Origin of the sequence: Leucobacter albus, from assembly GCF_039528015.1 — a bacterium.
Classification (GTDB): Bacteria; Actinomycetota; Actinomycetes; order Actinomycetales; family Microbacteriaceae; genus Leucobacter; species Leucobacter albus.
Map to the genome: position 1 here is coordinate 48,568 of NZ_BAAAKZ010000010.1, position 15,658 is coordinate 64,225.

A 15,658-nucleotide genomic window follows, 5' to 3' on the forward strand; every position below is an offset into this window, starting at 1 on the left:
CCGTAGGCAAGAATTCTACCCGCAGCACCGGGGAGCACCCCGCGCGTGCGGCCCCTGCGCGACCTTGGCGCGACCCCGCTACGGCACCTCGTACCCGGCCGCGGCAAACAGCTCGTACCACTCGCTCCGCGTGAGCGAGAGCTGCGCCCCCGCGACAGCGTCGGCGATGCGGTGCGTCTTCGTGGTGCCAAGCACGACGCGCATCTTCGCGGGGTGGCGCGTAATCCACGCCGTCGCGATCGCGGTCGGCGAGGTGTCGTACTCGGCGGCGATTCGCCCGAGCACTCGCTGCAAATCTCGCAGCCCACCCTGCTCGAAGATCGACCCACCGAAGAAGCCCCGCTGAAACGGCGACCACGCCTCGAGCGTCACCCCGTTGATGCGGGCATACTCGAGCAGGCCGCCATCGCGGTCGGCAGACTGCTTGAGCCCCTCCATGTTCGCGGCGACCCCCTGGGCGACGAGCGCCGCGTGCCCGAGCCCGAACTGCACCTGGTTCACGCGAATCGGCTGCGCGACGCTTGTCTTCAACAGCTCGATCTGGCGAGAGGTGTGGTTGGAGACGCCGAAGTAGCGCACTTTGCCGGCGGCCTCGAGCTGGCTAAACGCCGCGGCGACCTCGTCAGGCTCGACGAGCGTGTCTGGTCGGTGCAGCATCAGCACGTCGAGGTACTCCGTGTCGAGCGCCTTCAGCGACTCCTCTGCCCGGCGCACGATGTATTCGGCCGAGAAGTCAAAGCCGTGGTGCCCCGGCCGAATGCCGCATTTCGTCTGCAGCACGATCTCGCCGCGCTCGGCCGGGGTGAGCCTCAGCGCCTCGCTGAAGCGTCGCTCGCAGCCGTGATCTCCGCCGTAGATGTCGGCGTGGTCGAAGAGCGTGACGCCGACGTCGCGGGCGCCGCGATAGAGCTCGCGAATCTCGTCGGGCTCGAGGGTGTCGATGCGCATCATGCCGAGGCCGATGCGTGCTGCGTCGCTCATGCCGTCTCCACTTCGTTGCGGGTGTGCACCCCACTGTACTTGGGTGAGCGGGCGAGCGCACCGGGCAGACATGCGCGCCGGGCAGGCATGACGGGCAGGCATGCACCGAAGCGGCCAGGCGCGCCGAGACGCCTGGCAGCCCGGCCGCCCGGCCGCCCTCGTACGCTAGGCAGTCACGACGCCTGGGCTCACGGGCGCGGCGACGGCAGATCGATTCGCTGCCGCCATCACCGCCGCGAGCGTCGCGGTGATCGTGGATCGGTCGCGCCCAGCGGCCCAGCCGACACCACCCGGGTGCCGGTATTCAATGAGAGTGATCGCTTCGCTATCGTTGCCCTGGCCGATGCTGCTCTGATGGAGTTCGAGCACCTCAATGGGCGCGCCCTGCGCCGCGAGCGCTGCGGCGAGCGCCTCAACGGGCCCTGCACCATCGTGGGCGCTGTGCGTGTCGCCTCCGCGCGAACGCAGCGTGATCTGCGTGCGCTGGGCTCCGCCCACGTCTGAGCTTTCGAACGAGGAGAGCTCAAAGGTAGCGGGGTGCACCGCAACCGTTGCCGGCGCAAGGTATGCCGCCGCGAAGATCTCCCAGATCGCCGCTGCGGTGACCTCCGCGCCGCTCTCGTCGGTGTGCTGCTGCACCCGCCTGGCGAGGTCGATCTGCAGCCGGCGAGGCAGCTCGATGCCGTATTCGCTCTCGAGCAGGTAGGCGATGCCACCCTTGCCCGACTGCGAGTTCACGCGGATCACCGCGTCGTAGCTGCGCCCAATGTCTGCCGGGTCGATCGGCAGGTATGGCACCCGCCACTCGATCTCGCGCTCGGATTTGCCAGCGGCCGCCGCGCGCGCCCGGTGCTCGGCGAAGCCCTTCTTGATCGCGTCTTGGTGGGTGCCGCTGAAGGCGGTGTGCACGAGGTCGCCGACGTAGGGGTGGCGCGGGTGCACCTCAATGCGGTTGCAGTGCTCGACGGTGCGGCGGATCTCGTCGATGTCTGAGAAGTCGATCTCGGGGTCGATGCCCTGTGCGTGGAGGTTCAGCGCGAGGGTCGCGATGTCGACGTTGCCGGTGCGCTCGCCGTTGCCGAAGATGCAGCCTTCCACGCGCTCTGCCCCCGCGAGCACCGCGAGCTCCGCGCAGGCGATGCCGGTGCCGCGGTCGTTGTGCGGGTGCACGGAGAGGATCACACCGTCGCGCCGCGCGAGCCGCTTGTGCATGTATTCGATCTGGTCGGCGTAAATGTTGGGGGTCGCGATCTCGACCGTGGCAGGGAGGTTCAAGATGACGGGGCGCTCGGGCCGCGCGTCCCACAGCTCAGTGACTGCGTTGCAGACGTCGAGCACATAGTCGGGCTCGGTGAGGTTGAACACCTCGGGGCTGAACTGGAAGCGCACGTTCGGCAGCTCGCCAGCGAGTTCGAGCATGTCGCGCCCGCCGGCGAGGATGAGATCTTTCAACGCCTCCCTGCTGTGACCGAGCACGACGTCGCGCCACATGGGTGCGGTCGCGGTGTACATGTGGATCACCACTGGGTTCGTAATCCCAGCGATCGACTGGACGGTGCGCTCGATGAGGTCGCGCCGGGCGGCCGTGAACACGACGATCGTGACGTCGTCTGGCGCGATGTCGGTGTCGGCGATGAGTCGCACGAAGTCGAAGTCGGTCTGCGAGGCAGAGGGGTAACCGACCTCGATCTCTTTGTAGCCCATCTGCACCATGCGCTCGAAGAACTGGCGCTTGCGCCCCGGGTCCATCGGCTCGGCGAGTGCCTGGTTGCCGTCGCGCAGGTCGACGGGCACCCAGAGGGGCGCCTGGGTGAGTCGCTTCGACGGCCACTCGCGCTCGGTGAGCGGGAGGTCGACGCGTTCGTGCGCGTCGCGGTAGCGGTGGGAGGGCATGCCCGAGGGGCGCTGCCGGTTCCAGAAGGGGGCTGCTGGTGCTGCGTGAGTCATGTGCTCGGTTCCTGTTTCTGCGATTGCAAGGGTGACCGGCGCGCTCGACTCCCCACGGCGGGGAGCCGGTCTGGCTACGCCCCGCCGTGGCAGCGAAGAAGGAGGAATCCGCGAAGGAACATGCGTAGACTGTAACACAACTCCTCAGACAAGTAGCGCTCTTGATTGCGAGCGGTACCGACAGACGAATCGAGAACCATGGCTCAGGTGCAACGCTCCTCCCTCGCCGATCAGGCCGCCGACGTGCTGCTCGAGCGCATTCGCTCGGGCGAGTGGCAGCTCGGCGAGAAGCTCCCGGGCGAAACAACGCTCGCGCCCCAGTTGGGCGTCGGCAGGTCCACCGCGCGCGAAGCGATTCGCCAACTCGCCGGCCTCGGCGTGCTCACCTCGCGCCAGGGGTCGGGCGTGTTCGTCACCGCCCTCGACGCTCGCGACGACTGGGATCTCGTGCTCCGACGCTCCGACGTTCTCGCGGTGATCGAGGCGCGCACGGCGATCGAGGCCGAGAGCGCGGAGCTCGCCGCGAGCCGTCGCACTCCGGCAGACCTTCGAGCGATCAGGCGGGCACTCGAGACCCGGTCGATCCACCGCGACGACATCGCCGCCCACGTCGACGCCGACACCGCCTTCCACCGCGCGATTGTCGCGGCGGCGGGCAACCCGATCCTGCTCGAACTCTTCGATGGCTTCACGCCGCGCATTCGCCCGGCAATGATCGAGATGCTCAGGCTGCGCGGCGCGTTCGGCAGCAACGACTTCAGCGGCTCAGCAAACCACGGCCACCACGTCGACCTCGCACAGGCGATCGCCGACCGCGACTCGGCGGGGGCAGCCGCCATCAGCCGCGCTCACTTGCGCTCCCTCGGCGAGGCGCTCACCGAGCCGCGCAGCGCCACCCGTTCGGGGCGAAGGCATGAGCGCCCGCGAGGTGCTGCGGCTCGAGCACGTGAACTTCGTGCGCGAGGGGCGCGCGATTCTCAGCGACGTGTCGTTCACGATCCGCGCGGGCGAGCACTGGGCGCTCATCGGCCCGAACGGTGCCGGCAAGAGCACGATCTTGAGCTTCTGCGGCGCCGAGCACCACCCGACGAGCGGTAGCGTCTACGTGCTCGAGCAGCAGCTCGGGCGGGTAGAGATCCGCAAACTGCGCGAGCAGATCGGGCACGTGAACCCGAGGCACCGGCTCATCTCACCGCTCACCGTGCGGGAGGTCGTGCTCACCGGCGCAACGGGAACCACCGAGCTCATGATGGGATGGCAGCCCACCCCCGATCTCGTCGAGCGGGCCGACGAGCTCATCGACCTACTCGGGCTCGGCACCCGCTCGGAGGTGCGCTGGCCGACAATGTCGCAGGGCGAGCGCGGGCGCGCCCTCATCGCGCGGGCGCTGCTCACCGACCCACCGCTGCTCCTCCTCGATGAGCCGTCGACGGGGCTCGACGTCGCCGCCCGCGAGCAGCTGCTCGAGACGCTGCACGCCTCGCACCCCGAGCTCGCAACCGTGCTCGTCACGCACCACTTCGAGGAGCTGCCGGCCTCGACCTCGCAGGCGATGCTGCTCCGAGACGGCGCGATCCTCGCGTCTGGCGACGTCGCCGAGACGCTCACCACCGAGCTCGTGAGCGAGAGCTTCGACTACCCCATCGAGATCGAGCGGCAGGGCGGGCGCTGGCTCGCGCGGGCGACCCGGCAGCGCGCCGCAGTCGGCGCCGGGTAGCTGCACGGGGTAGCGGCGCGCAGTAACGGCGTGGGCAAGCAGGCCGATGTTGCGATGCTACTCCTCGACGAGCTCACGCTCGACGATGTCGCCGGTCAGCAGCACGTGCACGTCGCGCTCCTCGGTGAGGAGCTTCACGAAGCCCGGCTGCACCTCGAGCACCCACCCGTCGAGCGGGCCGTCGGCGGTCGCGAGTCGCTCCTTCGACATCCACGGGGTGTCGACGACGACGGCGAGCCCGAGCAGCCCGACGACCGCGAGCACCCCCGCGCTCCGCAGAACGCCGATCACGACGGTTCGCCCGACACCGCGGCGCCAGATCAGGCGGGCCGCCGCGAGCAGGGCCGCGAGCACCGCAGCGCCAATAACGACCCACCACGAGTTAAAGGTGCGCACCCAGACGACGGCAACCGTCACGAGCGCGATCGCCGCAAGCACGCCACTCAGGCTCGGGGTGCCGTGGCCAGACAGCGGCCAGAGGGCGCGCACGAGCGCAAAGGGCAACAGCAGCGCGACGAGAAATCCTGTGAGTTCGGGCCTGGCGAACAGCGTGCCGAACGCGATCGGGAGCGCGTCGCCGAAGTCGAGCGAGTCGGCGATCGCGCCGGCGGTATTCCAGTTCCACTCGGAAACCGCGAGGAGCCGGAGCAGCAGAAAGAGGGTCGCGATGCCCGCCGTCGTGCCGAGCACCATGCCCGTGCGCTTGGTCGGCGGCGCCCCCGGCTCAGCGGTCTGCGCCGCTGGAGCCGGCGGGACGGTCGCGGGCGCAGTCGCGGGCGCAGTCTCGCTCGCTGATGCCTGGGCCTCCGGGGTCGCGAAGGATCGCGCTGACTGTTGCGAAGCGTCGGTCATGGCCGCAGTCTATGTCCGCGCTCGAGAGGATCACAGCAAACACCTCGCACCCGCCGAAGATTGCGAGGAATCATATTGCCGCCACTCTGGTTAACTTGAGTACAGTCAGCAGAGTGAGGAGCAGCATGCGCCCGTATCTTGATAAGGCAGCACCCCAGGCGTGGAAGGCCGCGAGCGCGTATTCCCAGGCCGTCGCGAAAGCGGCCGCTGATGGCGGCCTGCTCGACACCGAGGGTGAGCTCATGAAGGTGCGCGCCTCACAGCTCAACGGCTGCGCATTCTGCCTGAACCTGCACAGCCAGGAGGCACGAGATGCTGGGGTCACCCAGCAGCAGCTCGATCTCCTGCCCGCATGGCGCGATGTCACACTGTTTACCGAGCGCGAACGGGCCGTGCTCGCCATCGCAGAGGCCGCGACGCGACTGCCGCTCACCGAAGAGGCGCAGGCCGACCTCTACGGCGCACGCACCGTGCTCGGCGACGACACGTTTGTTGCCGCGGAATGGGTCGCGGCAACCATCAACCTGTTCAACCGGATCTCGATCTTGAGCGAGCACCCCGTTCGCCCGCGCACGGCGTAACGCCGTGACGAGCACACCCACTGTCCTCGACAGCGTCGTGATCGGAGCCGGTCAGGCCGGTCTCTCCGCGTCCTACCACCTCGCAAGGCTCGGGATCGAGCACGTCGTGCTCGACGCGAACGACACCCCGGGCGGCGCCTGGCAGCACCGTTGGGACGCGCTGACCATGCGCGACGTGCACGGTGTCGCCGAGCTTCCAGGATCCACCCCGCCCCCGCTCACTCAGGCACGCGCGAACGCGGCCATCCCCGAGTACTTCGCGGGCTACGAGGCGGCGCACGAGCTGCCAATCGTGCGCCCCGTGCGGGTGGATCGCGTCGATTCCAACGACGACGGCACGCTCACCGTGCACGCGGGCGACAGGTCGTGGCGCACGCGCACGATCGTGAATGCCACCGGCACGTGGACGCAGCCGTTCATTCCGCGCTACCCGGGCCAGGAGATCTTTCGCGGCGAGCAGTTCCACACCGTGGCGTACCCTGGGCCCGAGCACTTCCGGGGCAAGCGCACGCTCGTTGTCGGCGGCGGCGCCTCCGCCGTGCAGTTTCTCGGCGCAATCGCGCCCCTCACCGAGACCCTGTGGGTGACGAGGCGCGAACCCGTGTGGCGCACCGACGATTTCACCCCCGAGGCGGGCATTGCGGCCGTCGCGCTCGTCGAGCGGCGGGTCGCCCAGGGGCTCCCGCCCGAGAGCGTCGTCAGCGTCACCGGGCTCGCGCTGCGCGAGCAGGAGCGCGAGGCCGAACGCCTCGGGGTCTACGCCGCGAGGCGGCCGATGTTCGAGCGACTCGAGGCTGAGGGTGCCCGCTGGGCAGACGGCAGCTTCGAGCCTGTCGACGCGATCATCTGGGCGACCGGGTTCCGCCCGGCGATCGCCCACCTTGCGCCGCTGCAGTTGCGCTCCCCCGCGGGCGGCATTCAGCTCGACAAGGCGGGCCGAGGCACGGGAGCAGTCGCCGACGCTCGTGTACAGCTCGTCGGATACGGGCCCTCGGCGAGCACGATTGGGGCGAACCGAGCCGGGCGAACGGCCGCCAGGGGCGTCGAGCGCTCGCTGGCTGCGGTGCGCGCGGCCTCAGGCGTCAGCCGCGCACCCGCAGCGGGCTGAGCTGACCGCCGTCAGCATCGAAGTTGTCGCGAGTGAGCCAGCGCTCAAAGCCTCGGCGCATATCTGGCCATTCGGCGGCAACGATTGAGAACCAGCTCGTGTCGCGCGAGCGACCCTTGTACACGACAGCGTTGCGGAACGTGCCTTCGTACGCGAAACCGAGTCGCTCCGCCGCGCGCCGCGACGGCTGGTTCAGCGAATCGCACTTCCATTCGTAGCGCCGGTACCCAAGGGTCTCGAAGGCATAGCGCATGAGCAAGAAATGCGCCTCGGTCGACATCACTGTGCGCTGCATCTCAGGCGAGAACACCACGAAGCCCACTTCGATGACCGCGTGCTCCGGTTGCTGCCTGAGCAGCGCGAGCGTTCCCAGCGGCCGCCCAGAGGCGCGCTCAACAACCGCAAAGTGCAGCGGATCTTGCTGCTGGGAGGCCGTGGCTGCCCAACCCGCGTATTCGGCTTCGGTCGCAAATGGCCCGACCGACAGGTAGGTCCAGTCCCGCCCATCGCCCGCTGCACCGTAGGCAGCAAACAGCGCCGGCGCGTGCACCGCCGCGTCAAGCGGCTCGAGCTGGCAGTACCCCCCCGTGAGAGTCACACGCTCGGGGCGCGGGGCGGGGAGCTGCAACGCAACCGCCTCTCCAATCGGCTGACCGTACTCGTTCTCGCGCACTGTGTTCCTCTCATTCTCGACTGTGCTCGCAACCACCACCCGCCCGTCAGCACCCGGGCGTCAACCCCCGCGAACCTGCGTCACGTCTGCGCGGGTTCCACCGACCCCGAGCTCGCGCCGCGCCGCTTGCGCGTCCAGGCCGCTGCCGACTCGCTCGTCAGCGCGAGCAGCGCAAGGCACATGAGCGAGGCCGAGAACAGCGTGCTATTCAATCCGATCGCGTCAAGCCCCTGAATGTACCCGGCAGCCGTTCCGAAAATAGTAAAGGCGAGCGACAGAATAAGCAGCGCCCGCGAGCGATGCCCGCGGCGCAGCAGCCGCCACGCGAGAAACAGCTGAATGAGCGTCAGCGTGCCACCGACAAGCGCGATGATCGTGCCGACAATGCGCCCGCCCTCGTCGACGGCGAGCGCCCACAGCTCGCGAAATTCGGCGTCGAAGAACAGCGCGATGATATCGACAGCCGCGCTCACGACGATGAGCAGCACGGCGAGGGCGATGCTCAGCGGGGCACGATCCACCACGTCTTGTGCGGTCTGCGGCACCACCGGCCCGCGCTCCGGCGCCTCCCCGTCTGGCACAACCGCCGACACGTCGAGTACGGGCAGGTGCCCGTCGGTGATGAAGCGGTCGCCGCCACCGTTTCTGGAGTGATAGCCGGTCGTGAAGTCGCGCAGCGTGCGCGTGGTGACCTCGGGGGAGGCGTCGCGCACACTCGCAACGACGAAGTCGCGCTCCTCGTCGGTGTTCTCGTCGATGCGGTGCGTGATCTGCAGGGTGAACAGGGAGATACCGACGTCGGTGTCGTAGGTGCCAGCGCCGAGCCAATCGGTCTTCGCGCCGCCGGGCAACAGCCAGCCAGGCGGGCAGTGCCAGAATCGCACGTGGTGACGCTGCTTGGGGTTGCCGGCGACCTCCTGCTGATAGGCGACATCGTGGCGTCTACCGAACAGCATGAGCGGTGAGACGGGGGCGGTCGGATAGCTCTTGCGGGTGAGCGTCGACACAATGATGCCCCAGGTGGATCGCAGCGTAATCTCGTCTGCGCGGTGCCAGCCAGCGCGGCGCATCGCGGTGTCGAGCTCTGCTCCCCCGCCGTCGACGCCGAGGTTCACCGGGTCGCCGAGCAGCCCGTCGCTCGTGCGCGTTCGCCCGAAGAAGTAGTCGGGCACGTAGAGGTCTGACAGCATCTTGTGCAGCCGCGGCAGCACCAGATAGGCCGTGATCGCCCACACCGGAATGAAGAGCAGCAGCGCCCACGGCGAGCGCACGCTCTGCATCGCGATGATCACGGCGAGCCAGGCCGCCGCGACCGTGCCAACGAGAAACGCGGTGCGGTCGAACAGCGTTGTGCGCGGCAGCGGCTGCTGCATTTGCAGCGCAAAGCGGCGCTTCGAGGCGCGCTCTGGCTCGGGCACGGTCGCCGCGCCGCTATCGATGTTCACGGTGTCGCTGAGCCGCTCGTGTCGCTAGTTCTTCCCTTCGGTTTCGCGCGCGGGCTCGTTCATCGCGAGCAGCACGGCGAAGCCGGCCCAGAGCGTCACGATTCCCATCGCGGTCTCCTTGCCGTTCCAGGTGCTCGACTGCCACATCGCGAACCACTCGGAGCCGACGATGATGAAGCCGATGAACCAGATCGCGAAGCCGAGCGCGTAGGCGGTGTAGCCCCAGCCGCGGGCGCGGTCGTAGCTGGCGATGTCGGCATCGCGGCGCAGGAAGAGCTTCACCGCGCCGATAATCGCGATCGCGGCGAAGGCTCCCTCGGCAATGATGATGCCGATATAGCCGACAGTCCACGCCCAAGGCGCGGTGATCGCGCGCCACATCAGCGCGTTGCCCTCGAAGGTCGTATCCATCGAAAGCACATGCTTCACGAACTGAAAGTTCGAGTCGTAGTCCATGAGGTTGCCGAGGAAGACGAAGAGGCCGAACAGGCCGGCGAGGAAGAGCGTAAACGCCTGCAGCAGGCGGAGCGGGTGCTTCATTTCTTAACCTTTCGACTGAACACGAGATCGAGCCGGGGCTCGGCGTGAGACTCGAGGGGAATCGCCTGCACGAACCTCCAGCCGAGGGCGGCCTGCTCGGTGATCACCTCGCGGTAATCCTTCTGCAGCACCGCGCCCTCGCGGCGGCGCTTCACGGCGACGCGAACGAATGAGTACTCGTGCATGCTGTATCCCTTCTGTGGCAACGCAGTGAGTCTATTTTGACACCTGGCACCGTCGAACGGGTACCCGCGGGGAGAACGCGCGGTTGCGAGCTCCCCGCGGCTCGCGGGTCAGGCCTCGCGGCGCGTCACGCGGCGGATCCCGAACCCTGCCGCACCCAGCGCGATCAGGGAGACCGCAAGCGCCGCCGCGCCCCACCCAGCCTGGGTGCCGGTGGCCGGCAGGCCCCCGCCACCGGGCGGCGTCGTAACCGGCGGCTTCGTACCCGGGGTGCCCGGCCCCTCACCACCCGAGTCTTTCGGGGTCACGGTGAGCTTTGCCTGCCCGCTCATCATGGGGCCGCTCCCCTCAGGCCAGACCATTGCGCTGAAGAGATAGCCCGAGTGAGCGAGCTCCGCTGGGAACGCGAGGGTCGACACGTTCCCCGAAACCGACACCGCCCAGGCCGGGTCTATCGGTTCGAACGTCTTCCCACCGTCTGTCGACACGATCCACTGGGCCAACGATGCCGGCGCACCCGTCACCGTCACCGAGAACGTCGCCGTCGCGCCCTCGACCACCTGCGCGTCGGTCGGGTCAGAGACCCCCACCGTCGCGTCTGCGATATAGGTGAAGCCGCCCTCGTAGACCACGGGCTCCTGCGCGACGCCGAACTGCTCCCACTCGACCGTCACGTCGACGGGGCCGGCGGCGTGCGCAGGCGTGACGACCGTCCACGAACCGCCTTCAGCCTGCGCAAGGTCGGTGCCCGCGATACCGTCGAAGCTGATCCCTGTGACGGTCGGCGCGATGCGCATCTCGGTTGGCACAGCGACGGCCGTGGTGCCTCCGAGCGCGAGCTGGCCGAAGCTATTGTGACCCCAGCCGTACGACTTGCCGTCGCTACCCAGCGCGAGCGAGTGGAAGATGCCGGCTGCCACCGAGGTGAACGCCACTCCGGCCGGCAGCGTCACCTCGACGGGAGAAACCACGTGCCCGCCCACGGATCCATTTCCGATCTGGCCGTTCTGGTTGCCGCCCCAGGCCCAGGTCTTCCCGTCTTCTGTGATTGCCAGCGAGTGGTAGCCGCCGGCTGCCGGGTCGTCGGCCCGCGTCTCGTCTTCGGTGTCGTGGAACCCGCTCGCCGCAACGGCGACAATCGACTTCCCTGCGGGGAGGCTGACCGGCACCGGCACCGGGCTCGAGGCCTGGCTACCGTTGCCAATCTGCCCCATTGCACTGAGCCCCCAGGCGTACACGAGCCCATCGCTGCCGAGCGCCAGCGAGTGCTGGCCTCCAGCATCAACCATCTCGAAGGTAACGTCGAGGGGCAGCTGCACCTCCACCGGCGTGGGCGAGTTCACGGTGCTGTTGTTACCCAGGGCGCCGCCAAGGTTGCTCCCCCACCCGTACGCTTTGCCGTTGCTCGCGATGCCGAGCGAGTGGTGGGTGCCAGCGCTCAGCTGAGTGAATTTGACGCCCTCTGGCGTATCGACCTCGGTGGGAACCTCCACGGTCTGTGCGGCGTCGCCCGTGCCCGTCTGGCCCGTGCGGTTGAAGCCCCAGCCGTACGCGACGCCCTCGTCGGTCAGCGCGAGCGAGTAGTACTCGCCGCCGCTGATATCGGTAAAGCTCGGGTTGCCGGGCACAGCGAGTTTCGTCGGCACGTTCACGCTCGCGGTGCCGCCAGTGCCCAGCTGCCCCTTGTCGTTTTGGCCCCAGGAATAGAGGTTTCCGTCGTCTCCGAGCGCGAGCGAGTGGTAACCGCCGAGCTGAATGTCGGTGAACTTCACGCCGTCGGGCTGCGCGACAGGAACCGGCAGCAGCTTCACCCGGTTAGCGGTGCTGTTATCGCCGATGCCGAGCTGCCCCTCCTCGTTCCACCCCCAGGCGTAGGTGTTGCCGTCTGAGCCCGTTGCCATCGTGTGGAACCCACCTGCGTACAGTTCGGTGAAGGTCACGCCCTCGGGGGCGGGCAGCGTCACGGTCGTGCCGCCGGCAACTGGCCCAGAGCCTGGCGCGGGGTTTGCGTGCGCAATTGACGGCGCGGCAACGAGCAACAGTGCTGTCATTGCCCCAATCGCGCCGTTGCGAACATAGAGCTTATTCATAGGTGTCCCCCAGCTTTATCGTGGGCTCAACCTAACATCGGTGCCCTCTCTAGGCAACCTTTCCGCGGAACACCCCTGTTCCACTCCCCCACTCCCCCAGAGAGACTTTCTGCGGGCAACGCGCGCATAGCCGCCCCGCAAATGCGCGTTACCCGCAGAAAGTGTGCCCAGCGGGGGCGGGGTCAGGGCAGAGAGGGGGCGGGGCCAGGGCCGGCCCTAGGTCAGACCGGCCTCACGCAGATACCCGGCGGCGGCCTCGCGAATAGCCCCCTGCAGCTCGGCATCGCCCGCGGGCGCCACGCGCAGCCCAGCCTGCCAGGCATGAGCACGCATCGAGCCGACAGTTCGCTCCGTGAGGTCATACACGCCGTAGGCCGCTTCGCGCCCGAGGTTGCGCGCGATCACGTTTGCCCCGAGCGCCGCGTTCGCCACGGCGCTCACCGCAATGAGCACCTCGCGCAGCCGCGGCGAATCGGCGGCGGCAATGAACGTCGCCTCACCGGTCACCTGCTGCATCGCGTATGCCGCGAGCCGCACACTACCAAACAGCGAGTCGACGATCTCGCGCAGCGGCGCAAGCTGCGCGACAGGCAGGTAGGTATCGGGGCTCAGCAGCGCATCGACCGCTGCGGTCACTGCCCCACACTGCGAGTGGCCGATCACCGAAAACAGTTGCACGCGCGGGAGGTGCTCGGAGGCGTAGTGCAGGCTCCCGAGGCACTCGGCCCCAGGAACGTTGCCCGCGATCCGCACCACGAAAAGGTCGTTCGCGCCGCGGCCGAGTGCGAGCTCGATCGGCACGCGCGCGTCGGAGCAGCTGAGCACCGCCGCAAAGGGCTCCTGATTCAAGATGCCGTCGTCGTCGCCGGTGTGCACAAAGCCAAACGCCTCGGGGTCGAGTCGCATCTCGACGTCGCCGCCCGTCGCGCCGAGCGCTCCGAACCCTCGACTCCCCGCGCTCAGCAACTCCAGCGCCTCGGTGGGCGTCGCCGCCGCGATCGGAGCCGGCCTGTCTGACTGCGCAACCCAGCGAATTTGCAGCACGCGGTCGCCGCTCGTCTGGTCGTCAGCCGCGGGGCCGCTGGCGGCGGCATCGTGTGAAGAATTGCTCATACTGATGGATCGTAGCCCGAAACCCCGCTGTGTCGCTGCCCTGTTTTTCTCAGCCGAGGTGTGCCCATAATGGAGGCGAATACAACGCGTAGCGACGGTGCTGCGCGTGAGTCTCACAGGAGAGATGTATGACAAACCTTGCAATGAACCTCGTGCACACGGCCGCGAAGCACGGCGAGCGCCCGGCGATCCGCCTCGGCGAATCTGAGCTCAGCTACCAGCAGTTCGAACAGGCGACGCAGCTCGTCGCCGCGCTCCTGCAGCAGGAGGGGGTGCGCCCCGGCGACCGCATCGCGCTGATGCTGCCAAACGTGCCGCACTTCGCGCTGCTGTACTACGGTGCGCTCAGGCTCGGGGCGATCGTCGTACCGATGAACCCGCTGCTGAAGGAGAGGGAGGTCGCCTACCACCTGAGCGACTCGGGCGCGCGGCTGCTGTTTGTGTGGACAGGGTTTGAGCGCGAGGGTGAGGCCGGCGCGGTGCTCGCCGACGCGAAGACCATCGTCGTCGAGCCAGCGAGCTGGCCCGGGCTGCTCGCGGGGCTCGCGCCCGTGGCCGAGGTGCACGAGACGGCGGAGAACGCCACCGCCGTTATTCTGTACACCTCAGGCACGACTGGCAAGCCGAAGGGCGCCGAGCTCACGCACGCCAACATCGCCCGCAACGTCGAGATCTGCGCCGACGAGCTCATCTTCCTCACCGAGACCGACGTGCTGTTTGGTGGGCTGCCGCTCTTTCACGTGTTCGGGCAGACTGCGAGCCTCAACTCGGCGGTGTACGCCGGCTCGTGTCTCACGCTGCTGCCGAAGTTCGACCCGGCCGCCGCACTCGAGATCGTTGCGCGCGACAGTGTCACCGTCTTCGAGGGTGTGCCGACGATGTTCACGGTGCTCGCCCACTACCCGGAGCGCGATCGGTTTGACACCTCGTCACTGCGGGTCTGCGTCTCGGGCGGTGCCGCGCTGCCTGTCGAGGTGCTGAGCGCATTCGAGGCGGCATACGAGTGCGTCGTGCTCGAGGGGTACGGGCTCTCGGAGACCTCGCCGGTCGTGTCAATCAACCGCCTCGACAAGCGCCGCGCCGGGTCCATCGGCGTGCCGGTGTCTGGCGTCGACGTGCGCATCGTCGATGAGGCCTCGGCAGACGTGTCGGTCGGCGAGATCGGAGAGCTCATCGTGCGCGGCCACAACGTCATGAAGTCGTACTGGGGCAAACCCGAGGAAACCTCGCAGGCCATTCCCGACGGCTGGTTCCGTACCGGCGACCTTGCCAAGCGCGACGATGACGACTTTCTCTACATCGTCGACCGCAAGAAAGATCTCATCATTCGGTCTGGCTACAACGTCTACCCGCGCGAGGTCGAGGAGGTGCTCTACGAGCACCCGGCGATCGCGGAGGCCGCGGTCATCGCGTTCCCGCACGCGGAGTATGGCGACGAAATCGCCGCCGTCGTGGCGTTCAAGCCCGGTTCGAGTGCATCCCCAGAGGAGCTGCGTGAGTTCGTGAAGCAGCGGGTAGCTGCGTACAAGTACCCGCGCGTCGTCGAGGTCGTGGAGGCGCTCCCGAAGGGCGCGACCGGGAAGATCTTGAAGCGGGCGATCACGCTGACAACGGTGTAGCGCGAGGCGGGGGCGGATCGGGCACGGGGCTGATCGGGGCCCGGCTGCTCCGAGCCCCTGCTCTGCTCCGCCCCGCCCGCGCCGCCCCGGCCGCCCTGCATACGCTCACCGCCTCAGCTCGCCGAGAATGTACCGGTCGATGGTTGGCCCGACGAGCTCGGCTACCTCCTGTGTCGAGAGCTCAACGAGCGGCGGAATGCGAAGCACATACCGTGCAAGCACGATGCCAAGCATCTGAGACCCTGCGAGGGTGATCCGCCGTTCGGGGTGCTCGCCAGCGAGGTGCGGGGCCAGCCCGCTGATCAGCTCGGTGGTTACGAACCGCAAGAAGATGCTGCGTGACTCCTCGTGCGTGCCGAGGTTTCGCAGCAGGCCGATGAACGCCGGGCCAATCGACGAGGTCTCGAGCGCGGTGAGGATGCCCGCGACGTAGCGCGTGCCGGGAGATTCGCCGCCCTCGCCGGCGTGCTCCGCGAGCAGATCTGGGAAGCCGCGCGAGCGGAACGTCTCGGCGATTGCTGCGGTGAACAGCTCAGCCTTCGTGCCGAAGTAGTAGTGCACGAGCTTCGCGTCAACGCCGGCGGCGTTCGCGATGCTGCGCACCGTCGCGCCCTGGAAACCCCGCTCGCCGAACTCGACGTTGGCTGCTTCGAGGATTCGTTCGCGCCCGAGCGCAGGCCCGGGCCTGCGGCCCCGCCGCCTCGACGGCACCACCGCTCCTGGGGTCGACATGACGTTCCTTTCGTGCGCTTCCACCCAAAACTAGCGTAGCAATGCGGTATTTATTCACCACATGTGTCAATTATCGC

General features: G+C 68.1%; 15 protein-coding genes. 5 read left to right on the plus strand and 10 right to left on the minus strand.

Annotation, left to right across the window (positions count from 1 at the left end):
* Positions 1-78 precede the first annotated feature (78 nt).
* Positions 79-981, minus strand: coding sequence for an aldo/keto reductase (locus ABD115_RS11310; RefSeq protein ID WP_343960873.1), 903 nt, complete (start codon positions 979-981; stop codon positions 79-81).
* A gap of 165 nt (positions 982-1,146) precedes the next feature.
* Entirely contained in the window at positions 1,147-2,928 is a 1,782-nt protein-coding gene (locus tag ABD115_RS11315) for a 2-isopropylmalate synthase (protein ID WP_343960874.1), read from the minus strand.
* A 198-nt stretch (positions 2,929-3,126) separates the two neighbouring features.
* Here ABD115_RS11315 and ABD115_RS11320 point away from each other — a divergent pair, with 198 nt between their 5' ends.
* Both ABD115_RS11320 and ABD115_RS11325 read left to right on the plus strand, forming a co-directional pair.
* Positions 3,127-4,026 (plus strand): FadR/GntR family transcriptional regulator, encoded by a 900-nt coding sequence (locus ABD115_RS11320; RefSeq protein WP_343960875.1) that lies wholly within the window; start codon positions 3,127-3,129, stop codon positions 4,024-4,026.
* Positions 3,914-4,645: an ABC transporter ATP-binding protein gene (locus tag ABD115_RS11325; RefSeq protein ID WP_343960876.1), complete on the plus strand. Its 732-nt coding sequence runs from the start codon at positions 3,914-3,916 to the stop codon at positions 4,643-4,645. The genes ABD115_RS11320 and ABD115_RS11325 overlap by 113 nt, the downstream gene beginning before the upstream one ends.
* A gap of 57 nt (positions 4,646-4,702) precedes the next feature.
* Here the strand turns inward: ABD115_RS11325 and ABD115_RS11330 are convergent, their stop codons facing one another.
* Entirely contained in the window at positions 4,703-5,497 is a 795-nt protein-coding gene (locus ABD115_RS11330; protein ID WP_343960877.1) for a hypothetical protein, read from the minus strand.
* A gap of 125 nt (positions 5,498-5,622) precedes the next feature.
* On the opposite strand from ABD115_RS11330, the gene ABD115_RS11335 reads away from it, so the two are divergent.
* On the plus strand, positions 5,623-6,078 hold the full coding sequence (locus tag ABD115_RS11335) for a carboxymuconolactone decarboxylase family protein (protein WP_343960878.1): 456 nt from the start codon (positions 5,623-5,625) through the stop codon (positions 6,076-6,078).
* A gap of 4 nt (positions 6,079-6,082) precedes the next feature.
* Positions 6,083-7,186 carry an NAD(P)-binding domain-containing protein gene (locus tag ABD115_RS11340; protein WP_343960879.1) on the plus strand — a complete coding sequence of 368 codons (1,104 nt, stop codon included), beginning with the start codon at positions 6,083-6,085 and terminating at the stop codon, positions 7,184-7,186.
* Here ABD115_RS11340 and ABD115_RS11345 read toward each other — a convergent pair.
* The 6 genes from ABD115_RS11345 to ABD115_RS11370 form a co-directional block, all read right to left on the minus strand.
* Positions 7,161-7,859 (minus strand): GNAT family N-acetyltransferase, encoded by a 699-nt coding sequence (locus ABD115_RS11345; RefSeq protein ID WP_343960880.1) that lies wholly within the window; start codon positions 7,857-7,859, stop codon positions 7,161-7,163. The two genes, ABD115_RS11340 and ABD115_RS11345, sit on opposite strands and share 26 nt — an antisense overlap.
* An 80-nt stretch (positions 7,860-7,939) precedes the next feature.
* Positions 7,940-9,304, minus strand: coding sequence for an LssY C-terminal domain-containing protein (locus ABD115_RS11350; protein ID WP_343960881.1), 1,365 nt, complete (start codon positions 9,302-9,304; stop codon positions 7,940-7,942).
* Positions 9,305-9,328: 24 nt separating this feature from the next.
* On the minus strand, positions 9,329-9,844 hold the full coding sequence (locus tag ABD115_RS11355; RefSeq protein ID WP_343960882.1) for a DUF2165 family protein: 516 nt from the start codon (positions 9,842-9,844) through the stop codon (positions 9,329-9,331).
* Entirely contained in the window at positions 9,841-10,029 is a 189-nt protein-coding gene (locus ABD115_RS11360; RefSeq protein WP_343960883.1) for a DUF4177 domain-containing protein, read from the minus strand. Before ABD115_RS11360 ends, ABD115_RS11355 begins: the two co-directional genes overlap by 4 nt.
* Before the next feature lie 108 nt (positions 10,030-10,137).
* A complete protein-coding gene (locus ABD115_RS11365; RefSeq protein ID WP_343960884.1) occupies positions 10,138-12,117 on the minus strand; it encodes an RCC1 domain-containing protein in 1,980 nt (659 codons plus the stop codon).
* Between the two features lie 216 nt (positions 12,118-12,333).
* Positions 12,334-13,230 (minus strand): carbonic anhydrase, encoded by an 897-nt coding sequence (locus ABD115_RS11370; protein ID WP_343960885.1) that lies wholly within the window; start codon positions 13,228-13,230, stop codon positions 12,334-12,336.
* 128 nt (positions 13,231-13,358) lie between these two features.
* On the opposite strand from ABD115_RS11370, the gene ABD115_RS11375 reads away from it, so the two are divergent.
* A complete protein-coding gene (locus ABD115_RS11375; RefSeq protein ID WP_343960887.1) occupies positions 13,359-14,849 on the plus strand; it encodes a long-chain-fatty-acid--CoA ligase in 1,491 nt (496 codons plus the stop codon).
* A gap of 105 nt (positions 14,850-14,954) precedes the next feature.
* Here the strand turns inward: ABD115_RS11375 and ABD115_RS11380 are convergent, their stop codons facing one another.
* Complete coding sequence (locus ABD115_RS11380; RefSeq protein WP_343960888.1) at positions 14,955-15,581, minus strand: TetR/AcrR family transcriptional regulator; 627 nt, start codon at positions 15,579-15,581, stop codon at positions 14,955-14,957.
* Positions 15,582-15,658: the final 77 nt, after the last annotated feature.

Excerpts from the sequence above, each read along its gene's own strand:
- ABD115_RS11310 (WP_343960873.1), bottom strand. The coding sequence starts at position 981 with ATGAGCGACGCAGCACGCATCGGCCTCGGCATGATGCGCATCGACACC.
- ABD115_RS11315 (WP_343960874.1), bottom strand. The coding sequence starts at position 2,928 with ATGACTCACGCAGCACCAGCAGCCCCCTTCTGGAACCGGCAGCGCCCC.
- ABD115_RS11320 (WP_343960875.1), top strand. The coding sequence starts at position 3,127 with ATGGCTCAGGTGCAACGCTCCTCCCTCGCCGATCAGGCCGCCGACGTG.
- ABD115_RS11330 (WP_343960877.1), bottom strand. The coding sequence starts at position 5,497 with ATGACCGACGCTTCGCAACAGTCAGCGCGATCCTTCGCGACCCCGGAG.
- ABD115_RS11335 (WP_343960878.1), top strand. The coding sequence starts at position 5,623 with ATGCGCCCGTATCTTGATAAGGCAGCACCCCAGGCGTGGAAGGCCGCG.
- ABD115_RS11355 (WP_343960882.1), bottom strand. The coding sequence starts at position 9,844 with ATGAAGCACCCGCTCCGCCTGCTGCAGGCGTTTACGCTCTTCCTCGCC.
- ABD115_RS11360 (WP_343960883.1), bottom strand. The coding sequence starts at position 10,029 with ATGCACGAGTACTCATTCGTTCGCGTCGCCGTGAAGCGCCGCCGCGAG.
- ABD115_RS11365 (WP_343960884.1), bottom strand. The coding sequence starts at position 12,117 with ATGAATAAGCTCTATGTTCGCAACGGCGCGATTGGGGCAATGACAGCA.
- ABD115_RS11370 (WP_343960885.1), bottom strand. The coding sequence starts at position 13,230 with ATGAGCAATTCTTCACACGATGCCGCCGCCAGCGGCCCCGCGGCTGAC.
- ABD115_RS11375 (WP_343960887.1), top strand. The coding sequence starts at position 13,359 with ATGACAAACCTTGCAATGAACCTCGTGCACACGGCCGCGAAGCACGGC.
- ABD115_RS11380 (WP_343960888.1), bottom strand. The coding sequence starts at position 15,581 with ATGTCGACCCCAGGAGCGGTGGTGCCGTCGAGGCGGCGGGGCCGCAGG.